This window comes from Chitinimonas naiadis (assembly GCF_054780835.1).
Genome location: NZ_BAAGVO010000004.1, coordinates 1,512,926 through 1,527,655 on the forward strand (window position 1 = coordinate 1,512,926; position 14,730 = coordinate 1,527,655).

Below are 14,730 nucleotides of genomic sequence, written 5' to 3' on the forward strand. Positions count from 1 at the left end.
GAATCATCAGTCAAACAAGCGCAATCCATCGCGCCGTCGGTATGCGCGGACTGCAATCAGACAGGCCCTGGGCGGGGAAACGGGCTACTGGACCAAGGGGCTGTCAGCCCCCTCCAATTCCACCCCGGTGATGTCGGCCTTGCCCACAAGCAGCTTGAGATACTGGCGCCACGCAGCCGCCTCACTGGCGGCCCGCAATGCATCACCGATGGCCTCCTCGACCATTTCGAAAGGAAGCACCCGGCCTTCGACGTATCGCACAACCCGAACAATGTGCAGCCCAAAGCGGGTCTCAAGCAGGCTCGGCATCATCTGGCCGGACTTCAGGGAAAACAGGGCCTTCTCAAACTCAGGCACCGTATCACCACGTGCAATCTGTCCCAGGCTCCCGCCTACCGCACCGGATGGGCAGTTGGACAAGGCCTTCGCGCGCTCCGCAAACAGCGCGGGATTGGCGGTCAGCTCGGCCAGCGTTTCTTCCGCCAAACTTCGCAGCAAGGCCAGCGGAACCTTGGGAGTGACCTGGAACAGGATATGGTCTGCCTCTACCAGCTCCCCGACGGTAAAGCGCTGGGGATGCTGCTCGTAATGCCGTCGGCAGCTCGCGGTATCGGGAACCGGGACCTTCACTTCGGCCCGGAGCAGTGCCTCGATGGCCTCCTCCTCATCTGCTACGGGGAGCTGCAACCGCTTCGCTTCATCAAGCAGAACCTGCTTCAGCACCAAGGCGGTCATCGCCCTTTTCATAGGGTTATCCGCGTCCGCGTGATGCGGCATTTCCCGTTCCATATCCGCATCGCTGAGTTCGACACCATTGATCAGCACTGCCATGTTGCTCTCCTGAACATCAAACAAGCCGGGCACGGACCGAGCGGCGGGTTTACCACCGCTCGATGCGGGTGCCCAAGGTAAGGGCACCGAACGTTCAACGCGGTCGCACCAGTTGCCAGGCGCGGCCCAGATAGGTCACCGAGCCAAAGCCACTCCATACGTGGACCAAGCGGGTGAAGGGGAAGATCACAAACAGGCTCATACCCATGAACAGGTGCAGCTTGAACAGCCAGTGGGCTCCGGCAATGTAGGCCGCAGCGTCCCCTCGCAAGGTGACGATGTGCTGCGCCCAGGTCATCAGCAGCACCATCATGTGCCCGTCCATATGCCCGGAAGAGATCACGATGGTCGACAAGCCAAGGCAGAGCGTGATCAGTATCCACGCCAGCAATACCTTGTCACCGGTCCTGGTAACAGCGGCGATACGGGGGTCCGTCAGCCGGCGATGCAGCAGGATGGCAAGACCCAGCAGGCAGAGGGTGCCCATGACGCCACCGGCAGCCATCGCGAAGCCCTGCTTGAAGGTATGGCTGACACCGAGGGCATCCCACACCGCCACCGGGGTCAGCAAACCTGCCAGATGCCCGAAGAACAAGCCGATGATGCCGATATGAAAGAGGATGTTGCCCAGGCGCAAATTACCCCGGTGCAACATTTGCGAGCTGTCGCTCTTCCAGGTGTACTGCTCACGCTCGAATCGGGCCAGACTTCCCAGCAGGAAGATCGCCAAGGCGATATACGGATAAATTCCGAAGAGAAACTGATGTAAGTAGCTCATGGTCGTATCCCTTGATGGTCAGTGAGCCGCATTGCGCGGGAAAAACTGGACGGTATGCGTGCCGCCAAGCTGGGGTTTCAGCAGCGGCTCAATCCCGTCAGCACCGGGGCCAAAGGTCTCCATGGCCTCGTCCATGTCGCGCACCGGCGGCTCGGTTTGCTCCTGGGGAACGACATCGGTCATTTCGCAAAGCACCGCGAATACCGTTGCATAAGGGCTCTCGTTCCTGCCCAGGCGCTGCCCGACGGCGGCCAGGACATGGATCGCATCCCCCAGCAGCCTCTCGGCATGGTCCGGTGAGACAAGGCTCAGGTATTCCAGGAACAGCGGCACATGGTCCGGCAGCTCGGCCGCGCCGGGCTCGAAGCCCTGGCCTTTGTACTCTTCAAGCAGGTCGACCATCGCCTGCCCCCGGTCACGGCTCTCACCGTGCACATGCTCGAACAAGTGCAGTGAATGCGCGGGGTTGCGGTCAAAGGTCGCCACATAGTTTTCCTGGAGCGCGATCAGATCATGCTCCCGCAGGAACGTGAGCAAGGGTTGCAGCAAAGCTTGCGCATCCTCGAACTCGCCCAGGGCGGCATCGATCTCGGGTAGTGCATCGAGCATGTCCTGCTCGGGGTAGGTCAGCAGGGCCGACAAAATACGGTACAGACTCATGGCATTCTCCTGAAGCGATTGGAAAAGGGGGGTGGTTCAGCTTCCCGGAAGACCACCCTCCTCCTCCATTCGCTTACTCTTGCGCTGTCACGGGCTTTTTGCGTGACTTGGGCATGTCAACAAAGATCACGCTGCCTTGCGGTTTCTTACCGAACAGCGATCCATCGGAAGTACCACCTGAACAGCCATTCCCGAAGGTGAAGCCACAGCTGCCTTTGTCATTGAAGCTGTCTTCCACCATCTCTTTGTGGCTGCTCGGAATCACGAAGCGATCTTCATAGTTGGCGATCGCCATGGTCTGGTACATGTCTTCGACCGTGTCGTGGTCCAGCCCGACCCGACGCAGTAACGAGGCATCTCCTGCGCCATGAATCACTTCCGAACGTTTATATGCACGCATCGCCAGCATGCGATCCAGCGCATGGACCACCGGCTGCTCCTTGCCCGCCGTCAGGAGATTGGCCAGGTAGCGGACCGGAATCCGCAGGGATTTCACGTCGGGAATAATGCTGTCACCGACCGTGCTGTGCGGCATGCGGCCGGCTTCCGCCGCGCTTTGTATGGGCGACAGCGGCGGGATGTACCAGACCATGGGCAGCGTGCGGTACTCCGGATGCAGGGGGAATGCCACTTTCCATTGGCAGGCCATCTTGTATACCGGCGACCGCCGTGCCGCTTCCAGCCAGCTCTCAGGAATACCCTGCTTGCGTGCTTCGGCGATGACCGCCGGAGAATGGGGATCCAGGAAGACCTTGAGCTGCGCGTCGTAAAGATCCTGCTCATTCGGCGTCGAAGCAGCCTGCTCGATCAGGTCGGCGTCGTATAGCAGTACGCCGAGGTAGCGAATGCGCCCCACGCAGGTTTCCGAACAGACGGTAGGTTGGCCCGCCTCTATTCGGGGGAAGCAGAAGGTACATTTCTCCGCCTTGCCGCTTTGCCAGTTGTAATAGATCTTCTTGTAGGGGCAGCCGGAGATGCACATACGCCAACCCCGGCACTTGTCCTGATCGACCAGCACGATGCCGTCGTCTTCCCGCTTGTATATCGAGCCGGAAGGGCAGGAGGCGACACAGGTCGGATTGAGGCAGTGTTCGCACAAGCGGGGCAGATACATCATGAAAGTACTCTCGAAGGTGGAGTACATTTCCTTCTGGACCCCCTCAAAGAGTGCATCCCGACTGCGGGAACTGAACTCGCCGCCCAGGTCGTCCTCCCAGTTCGGGCCCCACTCGATCTTGTCCATCTTCTTGCCGGTGATGACCGACACCGGGCGTGCTGTCGGCGGGGTCTGGCTCAGCGGCGCCTTTTGCAGATGTTCGTAGTCGTAGGTGAAGGGCTCGTAATAGTCGTCGATCGCCGGAAGGTTGGGGTTGGCGAACAGATTGGCCAGTATCTTCAGCTTCCCGCCCTGGCGCGGCTCAAGCTTCCCGGACGCGTTGCGTTGCCAGCCGCCCTTCCACTTGGCCTGGTTCTCCCACTCCTTCGGATAGCCAATGCCAGGCTTGGTCTCAACGTTGTTGAACCATGCATACTCAACCCCATCCCGGCTGGTCCAGACGTTCTTGCAGGTCACGGAGCAGGTGTGGCAGCCGATGCATTTATCGAGATTCAGAACCATCCCGACCTGAGCGCGGATTTTCATTTGGCGACTCCTTCTTCTTCAACACGCGGGCCTTCCAGCCACTCCACCTTCTTCATCTTGCGCAGCACGACAAACTCGTCCCGATTACTACCCACGGTGCCGTAGTAATTGAAGCCATAAGCCTGCTGTGCATAGCCGCCGATCATGTGGGTAGGCTTGAGCACGGTGCGCGTGACGGAGTTATGGATACCGCCCCGCTTGCCGCTGGTTTCGGCGCCCGGAACATTCACGATCTTTTCCTGGGCGTGGTACATGAGGCACATGCCCACAGGCACCCGCTGCGACACCACGACCCGTGCAGTCAGAGTCCCGTTTACGTTGAATACCTCGACCCAGTCGTTGTCGACCAAGCCGGCCTGCTTCGCCTCAATCTCGGAAACCCAGACATGGGGGCCGCCACGGCTCAGCGTCAGCATGCGCAGGTTGTCGGAATAGGTACTGTGGATACCCCATTTCTGATGGGGCGTAATCCAGTTGAGTACCAGCTCCTTCTCCCCATTCGGCTTCTTCCCGAGCATGGGCTCAATGGTCTTGGTATCGATCGCGGGCTTGTACACGCAGGAGCTCTCGCCAAAATCCAGCATCCAGCGGTGGTCCTGGTAGAACTGCTGACGGCCCGTCAGGGTTCGCCAGGGAATCAGCTCATGCACATTGGTGTAGCCTGCGTTGTAGCTGACCTCCTCGCTTTCCAGCCCGGACCATGTCGGCGCCGAGATGATCTTGCGGGGTTGGGCCTGGACATCACGGAAACGGATCTTGTCGTGCTCACGACCGATCGCAAGATGGGTATGGTCACGCCCGGTAATCTTGGAGAGCGCATCCCATGCCTTCACGGCGACATGGCCGTTCGTCTCCGGCGCGAAGGTAAGGATCATCTCCGCGGCGTCGATGGCGCTGTCCAGACGGGGCCGGCCCTTGCTGACACCGTCCTCTAGCACCAGCTTGGAAATGCCGCCAATTTCATGCACCTCATGCTTGGTATCCCAATTGATACCTTTGCCACCGTTACCTAGCTTGTCGAGCAGCGGGCCTATGGAGGTGAACTTCTTGTAGATATCGGCGTAGTTACGCTCGACCACCGTCATATTGGGTGCCGTCTTGCCAGGGATCAGGTCGCACTCGCCGTGCTTCCAGTCCTTAGGCTCCAAGGCCTGACCCAACTCGCCCGGGGTGTCGTGCAACAGCGGAGTGAGCACGATGTCCTTGCGGGTGCCCAGATAGTTGCCGCCGATCTCGCTGAACTTCTTGGCCAGGAGCTTGTAGATCTCCCAGTCGGTCTTGCTCTCCCACAGCGGCTGGACGGCTTCGCTGAGGGGGTGGATGAAGGGATGCATGTCCGATGTGTTCAGATCATCCTTCTCGTACCAGGTCGCCGTGGGCAGGACAATGTCGCCGTACAGGCAGGTGGTACTCATGCGGAAGTCGAGTACGGTCAACAGATCCAGCTTGCCTTCAGCAGCCTGTTCACGGAACCGTACCTCGGCCGGCTTGATCGCTTCGTCCTCATTACCGAACAGCGCGTTCTGGGTACCCAGCAGGTACTTGAGGAAATACTCGTGCCCCTTGCCGCTCGAACCCAGGATGTTGGAGCGCCAGACGAACATATTCCGCGGGAAGTTCGCAGGATTGTCCGGATCGTCGCAGCTCATGTTCAGCTTGCCCTGCTTGAGCATCTCGGCCGCATAGGCAACGGGATCCTGACCGGCTGCGATCGCGGCATCCACCACATCCAGCGGGTTCGTTTCCAGCTGCGGCGTGGAAGGCAGCCAACCCATGCGCTCGGACTTGGCGTTCAGATCGATCATGCTGAGGTGGCCATATTTGGCACGATCCGCCGTCGGCGACAGAATTTCGTCGACATGCAATTTTTCATGACGCCACTGGCTCGTATGGGCGTAGAAGAAGCTGGTGCCATTCATTTGGCGCGGTGGCCGCTGCCAGTCCGAGGCAAAGGCCAGGGGAGCCCAGCCAAATTGCGGACGCAGCTTTTCCTGTCCCACATAGTGCGCCCAGCCACCACCACTCTGACCCACGCAACCACACATCATCAGCATGTTGATGATGCCCCGGTAGGTCATATCCATGTGGTACCAGTGATTCAGCGCAGCGCCCACGATGACCATGGACTTGCCGTGGGTCTCATCTGCGTTCTTCGCAAATTCGCGCGCCACCTGGATCACGAGTTCACGCTTTACCGTGGTGTGCTTTTCCTGCCAAGCCGGTGTGTAGGGCACGTCATCGTCGTAGCTGCCAGCAACATGCTCGCCGCCCAAGCCGCAGTCCACGCCGTAGTTGGCCATCTGGAGGTCATACACGGTTGCTACCAATGCCGTGCTGCCATCGGCCAGGGTGACCCGTTTGACCGGCACGTTACGGACCAGCAACTCGTCATGCTCACCACCGAAGTAGGGGAAGCCGACACCGGCCACATCGTCACGGCAATCCACCAGGCTGAGTCGAGGGTTGACCGCCCTGCCGCTGCCGCCATCCTTGAGTTCCAGGTTCCAGCGCCCGACCTTCTCGCCGTCGTTGGCCTTGCCCTCGCCCCAGCGGAAGCCGATGGCGCCGTTGGGCACGACCAGGTCACCGGTATCCTGGTCGATCTGCAGTGTCTTCCATTCGGGGTTGTTGGCTTCACCATGGTTGTCGCTCAGGTGGGCCGCGCGCAGGAAGTGATCGGGCACCAGGCAGCCATTCCGTTCCTTGAGTAGGACCAGCATGGGCATATCCGTATACTGCTTGGCGTAATCACGGAAATACGCCGACGCGCCTGTCAGGTGAAATTCCTTGAGGATGACGTGACCCATCGCCATGGCCAGGGCGGCATCCGTCCCCTGCTTGGGGGCCAGCCAGATATCGCCAAACTTGACCATCTCGCCGAAGTCGCTGGAAACGGCGACGGTCTTGGTCCCCTTGTAACGGACCTCGGTATAGAAGTGGGCGTCAGGGGTCCGGGTCATGGGCACATTCGAGCCCCATACCATCAGATAGGTCGAGTTGTACCAATCCGCAGATTCCGGCACATCGGTTTGCTCACCCCAGATCTGGGGGCTGGCCGGGGGCAGGTCGCAGTACCAGTCGTAGAAGCTGAGACAGGCACCGCCCAGCAGGCTGAGGTAGCGGGCACCGGCGGCGTAAGACACCATGGACATGGCCGGGATGGGTGAGAAGCCCACGATACGGTCGGGCCCGAACTTCTTGATCGTGAGCGCATTTGCCGCGGCAATGATCTCTGTGGCGACCTCCCAGTCGGCCCGGACAAAACCACCCTGCCCCCGTACGCTCTTGTAGCGGCGGGCCTTTTCCGGATCCTGGCTGATCGACTCCCAGGCCTGTATTGGGTCCATCGTCTTGCGGGCCTCACGCCACATCTCCATGAGGCGGCCACGTATCATCGGGTACTTCACCCGCTGCGCCGAATAGACATACCAGCTGTAGGACGCGCCACGCGGGCAGCCCCGAGGCTCATGATTGGGCAGATCAGGACGGGTACGGGGGTAATCCGTCTGCTGGGTCTCCCAGGTAATCAGGCCGTTCTTGACATATACCTTCCAGCTGCACGAACCCGTACAGTTCACACCATGGGTCGACCGAACGATCTTGTCGTGCTGCCACCTAGAACGGTATCCGTTTTCCCACGTGCGATCTTCATTCACGACCGCGCCATGACCATCCGAGAAGGTGGATTTGACTCGCGACATGAACTTCAGTCGATCCAGAAAGTGACTCATTTTGTTCTCCGTGAGAATCAACGCGTCGTTGATCCAGGCTGCGATTGGGACAGTGCTAATTTAAGTTTCCCGGAGGCAGCAGCCTATTCACCGGAGGGATAGGAAATGCAAGGCAGTGGGACTAGTCGGAATAGGTCTAAAGAACTAGTACCTGACGCGGGCCGACAAAAAACAACAAACCCCAACCGTCGGGTTGGGGCTTGGGTGCCATCAACAAACCATGTGCTGCGCTAGCAGGGCATGGGGGCCTGCTTCCTGGCGTAGTACCACCAGGTGATGATCAAGCAGCTGAGGTAGAAGGCAATGAAGCAGAACAGTGCCCCCTCCACCCCGCCAGTCATCTCGATGGAGGTGCCGAAACTCTTGGGAATGAAGAAGCCGCCATAGGCACCGATCGCACCGGAAAACCCGAGCACGGCTGCCGACTCCTTGCCTGCGTCAACCAGGGCCTGTTTTTCCGCTTTCTCACCCCGCCCCCGAGCGCTGCGCTGACGTTCGGTCAGGAAGATGATGGGAATCATGCGGAAGGTGGAGCCGTTTCCGATACCGGACAGCGCGAAAAGCACGATGAACATGGCAAGGAAACCGTAGAAATCTCCCCCCTGCCCATTGTGGGGCAGGAACTGGATCACCCCGAGAACCGCCGCCATCATTGCCCCGAATACATACAGCGTGACTCTTGCACCGCCAAACTTATCGGATATCCAGCCGCCCAGGGGCCGTGCAAGCGCGCCTACCAGCGGCCCCAGGAAGGAATAGGTCATGGGGTTGATACCTGGGAACTGCGATTTGGTCAGCATGGCCAGGCCGGCAGAGAAGCCGATGAAGGAGCCGAAGGTACCGACATACAACCAGCACATTAACCAGTTGTGCTTACGCTTGAAGATGATCGCCTGATCGGCAAATGACGCCTTGGCATCGGCAATGTCGTTCATGCCAAACCAGGCGGCCAAGGCGGAAATGGCGATAAACGGGACCCAGATAAAACCGGCGTTCTGAAGCCAGATGCTCTTCTCTACCCCATCCTTGACGAAGACCTGATGCTCACCGCCCAGAGTACCCAGCAAGCTCATGGAAATGACCACGGGAACCACGAATTGGGCGATGGAGACGCCCAGATTACCGATACCGGCATTCAGGCCCGTTGCAAGCCCCTTTTTCTCCTTGGGGAAAAAGAAGCTGATATTGGACATGCTGGAGCTGAAGTTTCCCCCGCCCAGGCCACAAAGCAGTGCCAGTACGAGCAGCGTGGGAAAGCTGGTGGTCGGATCACGCAGCGCCACGCCCATCCCGATGGCAGGAATCAGAAGACTGGCCGTCGAGATGGCGGTCCACTTTCTTCCGCCGAAGATCGGTACCAGGAAGGAGTAGAAAATCCGCAGCGTGGCGCCCGACAAGGCTGGCAAGGCCGTCAGCCAGAACATCTGGTTTTTTGACAGCTGAAAGCCCGCCTTGTCCAGATTGACAACGACCACGCTCCAGAGCATCCAGACACTGAATGCGAGCATCAAGGCGGGAATGGAAATCCAGAGATTTCGATTCGCAACACTGGCGCCCGTTTCCTGCCAAAAGTGGACATTCTCGGGCTCCCAGCGTTTTAGAACGTGACTGGACATGATTTGGACTCCAGTTGAGATGAATATGGGATGTGGTACAGAGAGAAAAATCAGGCCTGCTGCGCCGCCAACACCTTGCGACCGGCATCGACGCTCTCGGGACGGAAGCTGAAGTGCATCCAGACCAGGGAAACGCACACGGTTCCGTAGAGCAGCATGAAGGCGCTGGAGCGGATGCCCGTCAGGTCCAGCAAGACGCCGAACAAGATGGGCAGGACAAAGCCACCCAAGCCCCCGGCGAGGCCGACAACACCCGATACGGCGCCAATGTTGTCGCTGAATTCATCCGAGATGAACTTGAATACCGAAGCCTTGCCGATGGCCATGGCGATGCCGACAACAAACAGCATCACGGTGAACATCAGAGGGCTGAGACCAAGATGAAAGGTCTGCGGACCGGAAACCGTCGCGATGGTGAATTGTGTTTGCGGGTAACTCAGGATGAAGAAGGCAACCCAGCAGACCCACATGACCCACCAGGTCGTCTTGTAGGCGCCATATTTGTCTGAGATCCAACCGCCCAGGGCACGCAACACACCACCGGGCAGGGAGAAGCATGCTGCCAGCAAGGCGGCCAGCTTCATGTCAAAACCGTACTCGCCGATGTAGTACTTGGTCATCCACAGCGCCAGCCCGACATAGCCGCCAAATACCACGGAGTAGTACTGGCAATAACGCCATACCCGCGGATCGGAAAGCATGCGCAGCTGGTCACCCAGCTTCGTACTGCCGACAACCCTGTGCTCAGGGTTTGTTGCCGAGAAGACCCAGAACAGCAGGGCCGAAACAAGCATCGCGATGGCGTAGACCTGGGGGACGATCATCCAGCTGCCACCTGCCATCGCAATCAAGCTGGGTGCCACGAACTTGGTCAAGGCGGAGCCGGAATTGCCCGCGCCATACACCCCCATGGCAAATCCCTGCCGGCGCTTGGGAAACCAGCGGGCCACATACGGCGTACCTACCGAGAACGCGCCGCCGGCGAGCCCTACAAACAACGCCAGTACAAGGAAATGCCAATACGCGGTGGCGTAGCTCATCAACCAGATCGGGACAACCGTGGAGAGCATCAAGACGAACAGCACGATCCGCCCGCCAAAGCGATCGGTCCAGACACCCAGCGGCACGCGGACCAGGGAGCCGGTCAATACTGGCATTGCGGCCAACAGGCCAAATTGGGTTTCTGACAAACCCAGCTGCTTCTTGATGGGGATGCCCAGCACGGCAAACATCATCCATACCGCAAAGCAGATGGTGAAGGCGAAGGTACTGGATACCAGTACCGAAGTAGCACGAGCATTACCGGAGGAGGGTTCGTTACCCATGATGGGCGCTCACTATTGATCTGTTTGATTGTGTGAGTGAGCGTACGCAGTCGTGCCGCGGGTCACCATTCGCCAGAGTGACAAGTACTGCCTAGGCAAAGTAGCTAGTCCATCTAACCGATAGACCGATGGGCTGGGGGTGATAACTTAGGCTGTGAGCATTGACGCCTATCGGAATCATGGAAACGCTGCCCTCGCCCACCTTGAGCAAACTTCAGTACCAGGCCCTGTCCGAGTTTCGCTACCAACTGCGGCGGTTCCTTGGCTTCAGCGAAGCGCAGGTACAAAGCGCCGGGCTGACATCACAGCAGTACCTGCTCATGCTGCATATCCAGGGCTATCCGGGCCGTGACTGGGCCACTGTCGGGGAGCTGGCAGAGCGTATGCAGATGCTGCCCCACGGCATCGTTGCACTGATAAACCGATGCGAAGTACTCGGCCTGGTCGAGCGGACACCAAGCCGACGCGACAGGCGAAAAGTTGAAGTTCACCTTAAGCCGTATGGGCTCGAGCAGCTGGAAGCGCTGGCGGCGCTGCATGCCGTAGAACTCGCCTCTACCCAGAACGCGTTTCAGGTTTCCAAAATCGCAAAATTCAATAACCTGATCAGTCGCGACCTTGCCGCACGACCTACCGAGCACAGTTAGGGCAGCGCTACAGCAGTATGGCGTGCCGACTTGGGGATAGGCGGGCCACGCCAAGGCTTCAGTCTCTTGCTACCACAGTGTCAGCTATCGCCTAGCGCCGGCAACAGCTCCAACGGGAAGGCCCCCCGACCAAGCCCTGTGCCCGCCAGGACCGCTGCTACCCGGCTTGCGCAGCGACGACGCCCCCACCGCCATACAACCGGCATGGGCGGTGCTATGACGTACCATATAGGGGTGTACGACTCACACCGAGCCCAGGGGCGCCATGCGGGCCATAGAACTCAGACAACTCCGGTACTTCCAGCTATTGGCCAAGGAACTGCACTTTGGCCGGGCGGCGGAGCGTGCCTTTGTCTCCCAGCCGGCCTTGAGCCAGCAGATCGCCAGCCTGGAAGAGCGGCTGGGTGTGCAGCTCTGTGTGCGGGACCGGCGCGGTGTGACCCTTACCTCGGCAGGGCAGGTCTTGCTGGAAGGGGCGGAACAGATACTGGGCCTGTTGGAGCGCACCGTGCAGCAGACCCGGCAGGCGGCCGAGGGGCATGCCTTCCAGATCTCTATCGGCCTGGTGGAATACACCAACCTCGCCTTTGTGCCGCCGGCCATGATCAAGCTGCAGCGGCTCTACCCCGGCATACGCATACTGCGCCACGAAATGAACGGCAGCCAGCAGGTCCAGGCGCTGCGCAGCGGGCAGATTGACGTGGGTTTTGGGTTGGCGCTAGGCACGCTGGAGGGGACCGGGGTATCGGGCTACACCTTGCTGGAATCCGGCTGGGCACTCCTAATGCCGGAGGACCACCCCCTGGCGGGGCAGCATGATGTGGCGGTAGCCGATCTGGCGGGCCTGTCGCTCATCATCTTTGCGCCGCAGATCAATGCGCCCTTGTACGAGGCCATCGTGGCGCAGTGCCGACGCGAGGGTTTTACGCCGAATTTTGTCTACGAGACCATCCAGGCCCAGGTAGGCATCAACCTCACCGCCCAGGGCATGGGCCTGATGCTGGGTACGCCCTATGTCTTCAACACCCCGCCGGCCGGGCTTACCTACCGGCGGGTGCGTGATATGGGCCCGCTCAATGTGACCGTGTTCTGGCGCAGTGACGAAAGCTGCGCGCTCGTTCTCGACCTTGTGGACCTGGCCAAGGAAGAGAGCCTGCGGCTGGGTGCACCCGACGCCTGGTTGACGCGCTAGCTCCGACATCGATAAGTAAACTTATCGATCTCTGTACCCGATCCAATTGGCCCGCGCAGAACCTGCACGCGCAAGCTTCGCGGTCATCCGGAACAACCTCGGCACGATGAACAAAGTGATCTTCGAAACCCGGGACTTTCTCGAACAGGCGATCGATAGGATCGATCAGCGCCTGCGCCACGTCGAGAACAACACGAATTTCAGCAGTTGGGCGCTCAATATCGAGGCCAACAAGCGGCGCTTTGCGCCGATCCCGAAGAACCTTCTGGTTCTGCAGCTCACCTATGATTTCCTACGCCAGCGTCCGGGCGTGATGCTGACGGATCGCGACGTTAATCACCTCGTCACCACGCTGGAAAAGCTTGGAGTGAATTGCGACGATAACGTGCGCCTGCTCGACTTCATAAATGATTTGATTGATCAGATCGGCGTGGTGAGCCTCAATCAATACCGCGCTACTGTCGCACTCAAGACCGATGCCCACGACATCGATTCGGCCTATATCCAGAAGTCGATTTCCGGCGTCGGCTTCAATGCGCTGTATTATCTAGCCGATCACTACGAGAAGATTGCCGACCTGATCGGCGATCCAGAGCTGTGCGCCAGCGACGCGGCGCGCGAGAAAATCCTCGCCAAATTCTTCGGCCAGGAGCTGAACGGCCTAGCCACGACCTACAGCATTCGCGATCTGATCAGCGAGATCATCGGCGGCGGACAGCTCGCAATCGCAGTGTATCGCGATCAGCACGGACTCGACGTGATGCCCGAGGCGGCCGCTCCGGATGCGGAAGCCGTGCCGGAGCAGATCGCGCTGGTGCCGTCGCTACCGGACATCACCGACCACAGCTTCCTAGACGCTTGTGGCAGCCAGCAAGCCAAGCGCGACTACTTACTTCTGCTGGCATTGTGTGTGGATAACGCTGCGGCGCTGAACCGCCCGGCGCGCGAATTCATCGCGCTGCTGGCCGACCATGCCAGTGCGCCTGAGCTGAGACATCAAGTGCTCTCGCTGGCCGACAATCCGCGCAAGACGCTGCATTGCCAGCCAATCATGCAGTCCCTGCTCGACGACGAGGACAAGAAGGCCACTTGGCTGCTCGACGCTTTCTTCCTGTTGACGCTTGCGCAACAGCCAATCGAAAGCCCGGCGATCAAGATCGTGCTCGGTGTGCTCAAGCCGGCGAATCTGAAGGATAGTCTGCCGAACCTGCTGCTCATGGTAAACGGGGAGGATCCCGCAGCCGTGCTCGACGCGGCCCGGCAGTTGAACGCGAGCACGCAGGGCTGGAAAAACCTGTTGCGTTACCGTGCCCTGCGTTTCGAGAAATGCTATTCCGAGGTGCTCAAGCAGTTACACGTGGCCGTCTGGGCCAATGTGCAGATCACATTGGAAATCAGTAACGTGTCCATGAAGGCCATGGAATATGCGTTCTACATGCCCTCGACCGACGACGGTTTCATGAGCGGTCTGATGGAAAAAGCTGGCTCAGCCGCCTACAGACTCGGGCGACGTTCGGCGCTGTCGGACCTGAACGGACTCCGGAAGAAGGCACGCGATTTCTTGTCGGAGCACCAATCGGCGCTGTACGCGGCGAACCTCCGAATTACTTGCTGGAACCCGCCCGAATTCGAATTCTCGAACGACATCACCCATTCCGATTACGGGCTGGACGACTCCATCGACAACGAAGATTGGGGCGACCAGCTCCAGTGCTAACCCTTCCATGAACCGGACATCCAAAGAGCTGCGCTTTTTGAGCGGCCGTTATTGCTGGTGCCGTCAGCAGCTATGCCAGCAATGCAGCGGAAAAGCTCCGAAAGCAGCGGGGCCTGACTCATGCCGTGCATGTGTTCATACACACAAACCCCTTCCGGGAGCAGGACCCTCAGTACGGTCGCTCGATAACGATCCCGTTACCGATGGCGACCGACGACACGATCATGATCGTTAAAGCCGCGCTCTACGCGCTGAAACGGATCTACCGAGAGGGCTATGCTTTCATGAAGGCTGGCGTTATGTTGATGGACCTGTGTCCGCGCACCATGAGGCAAGCCACGCTATTCGATGATGAGGCCGCCCTCACTAGGAGAGCACGATTGATGACCACCATGGACTCGATCAATCGTGAGTTCGGGCGTGGTGCGATACGCCTGGCCAGCAGCGGTACCGGGGAGGCCTGGAAAATGCGGCAAAGCAGAAAGAGTCCATCTTGGACAACAAATTGGCATGAATTGCCCAGGGCAAAGGTACTGTAAGCGCCGTTGCCTGCAATCCATTCTATTAAGTACAGAACACACAACAAACGAA

11 protein-coding genes are annotated in these 14,730 nt (G+C 59.3%); 4 read left to right on the forward strand and 7 right to left on the reverse strand.

Annotated elements, in window-relative coordinates; genetic code table 11:
* Positions 1-84 precede the first annotated feature (84 nt).
* The 7 genes from ACYVHK_RS13365 to ACYVHK_RS13395 all read right to left on the reverse strand — a co-directional run bounded on the left by ACYVHK_RS13365 (position 85) and on the right by ACYVHK_RS13395 (position 10,583).
* A complete protein-coding gene (locus tag ACYVHK_RS13365; RefSeq protein WP_460532718.1) occupies positions 85-831 on the reverse strand; it encodes a peptidylprolyl isomerase in 747 nt (248 codons plus the stop codon).
* Positions 832-925: 94 nt separating this feature from the next.
* Complete coding sequence (gene narI / locus ACYVHK_RS13370; RefSeq protein WP_460532721.1) at positions 926-1,609, reverse strand: respiratory nitrate reductase subunit gamma; 684 nt, start codon at positions 1,607-1,609, stop codon at positions 926-928.
* Positions 1,610-1,627: 18 nt separating this feature from the next.
* The gene (gene narJ, locus ACYVHK_RS13375) at positions 1,628-2,269 is read right to left on the reverse strand and encodes a nitrate reductase molybdenum cofactor assembly chaperone (protein ID WP_460532724.1); all 642 of its coding nucleotides are present in this window, start codon (positions 2,267-2,269) and stop codon (positions 1,628-1,630) included.
* Positions 2,270-2,342: 73 nt separating this feature from the next.
* The gene (gene narH, locus ACYVHK_RS13380) at positions 2,343-3,911 is read right to left on the reverse strand and encodes a nitrate reductase subunit beta (RefSeq protein ID WP_460532727.1); all 1,569 of its coding nucleotides are present in this window, start codon (positions 3,909-3,911) and stop codon (positions 2,343-2,345) included.
* Positions 3,908-7,642, reverse strand: a complete 3,735-nt coding sequence (locus ACYVHK_RS13385; protein ID WP_460532730.1) for a nitrate reductase subunit alpha — start codon at positions 7,640-7,642, stop codon at positions 3,908-3,910. Before ACYVHK_RS13385 ends, narH begins: the two co-directional genes overlap by 4 nt.
* A 230-nt stretch (positions 7,643-7,872) precedes the next feature.
* Positions 7,873-9,258, reverse strand: coding sequence for an MFS transporter (locus tag ACYVHK_RS13390; protein ID WP_460534057.1), 1,386 nt, complete (start codon positions 9,256-9,258; stop codon positions 7,873-7,875).
* Between the two features lie 50 nt (positions 9,259-9,308).
* Positions 9,309-10,583 carry an MFS transporter gene (locus tag ACYVHK_RS13395; protein WP_460532733.1) on the reverse strand — a complete coding sequence of 425 codons (1,275 nt, stop codon included), beginning with the start codon at positions 10,581-10,583 and terminating at the stop codon, positions 9,309-9,311.
* Positions 10,584-10,762: 179 nt separating this feature from the next.
* Here ACYVHK_RS13395 and ACYVHK_RS13400 point away from each other — a divergent pair, with 179 nt between their 5' ends.
* The 4 genes from ACYVHK_RS13400 to ACYVHK_RS13415 all read left to right on the forward strand — a co-directional run bounded on the left by ACYVHK_RS13400 (position 10,763) and on the right by ACYVHK_RS13415 (position 14,678).
* Positions 10,763-11,230 carry a MarR family winged helix-turn-helix transcriptional regulator gene (locus ACYVHK_RS13400; RefSeq protein WP_460532736.1) on the forward strand — a complete coding sequence of 156 codons (468 nt, stop codon included), beginning with the start codon at positions 10,763-10,765 and terminating at the stop codon, positions 11,228-11,230.
* A 265-nt stretch (positions 11,231-11,495) separates the two neighbouring features.
* Positions 11,496-12,422 (forward strand): LysR family transcriptional regulator, encoded by a 927-nt coding sequence (locus ACYVHK_RS13405; protein WP_460532739.1) that lies wholly within the window; start codon positions 11,496-11,498, stop codon positions 12,420-12,422.
* Between the two features lie 106 nt (positions 12,423-12,528).
* Entirely contained in the window at positions 12,529-14,139 is a 1,611-nt protein-coding gene (locus tag ACYVHK_RS13410; protein WP_460532742.1) for a hypothetical protein, read from the forward strand.
* Between the two features lie 50 nt (positions 14,140-14,189).
* Positions 14,190-14,678 (forward strand): DUF4113 domain-containing protein, encoded by a 489-nt coding sequence (locus tag ACYVHK_RS13415; RefSeq protein ID WP_460534059.1) that lies wholly within the window; start codon positions 14,190-14,192, stop codon positions 14,676-14,678.
* The last annotated feature ends 52 nt before the right edge of the window (positions 14,679-14,730 follow it).

Bases quoted from the DNA above. Each gene is read 5' to 3' on its own strand.
- ACYVHK_RS13385 (WP_460532730.1), bottom strand. From the start codon at position 7,642: ATGAGTCACTTTCTGGATCGACTGAAGTTCATGTCGCGAGTCAAATCC.
- ACYVHK_RS13400 (WP_460532736.1), top strand. From the start codon at position 10,763: ATGGAAACGCTGCCCTCGCCCACCTTGAGCAAACTTCAGTACCAGGCC.
- narJ (WP_460532724.1), bottom strand. From the start codon at position 2,269: ATGAGTCTGTACCGTATTTTGTCGGCCCTGCTGACCTACCCCGAGCAG.
- narH (WP_460532727.1), bottom strand. From the start codon at position 3,911: ATGAAAATCCGCGCTCAGGTCGGGATGGTTCTGAATCTCGATAAATGC.
- ACYVHK_RS13405 (WP_460532739.1), top strand. From the start codon at position 11,496: ATGCGGGCCATAGAACTCAGACAACTCCGGTACTTCCAGCTATTGGCC.
- ACYVHK_RS13365 (WP_460532718.1), bottom strand. From the start codon at position 831: ATGGCAGTGCTGATCAATGGTGTCGAACTCAGCGATGCGGATATGGAA.
- narI (WP_460532721.1), bottom strand. From the start codon at position 1,609: ATGAGCTACTTACATCAGTTTCTCTTCGGAATTTATCCGTATATCGCC.
- ACYVHK_RS13410 (WP_460532742.1), top strand. From the start codon at position 12,529: ATGAACAAAGTGATCTTCGAAACCCGGGACTTTCTCGAACAGGCGATC.
- ACYVHK_RS13390 (WP_460534057.1), bottom strand. From the start codon at position 9,258: ATGTCCAGTCACGTTCTAAAACGCTGGGAGCCCGAGAATGTCCACTTT.
- ACYVHK_RS13395 (WP_460532733.1), bottom strand. From the start codon at position 10,583: ATGGGTAACGAACCCTCCTCCGGTAATGCTCGTGCTACTTCGGTACTG.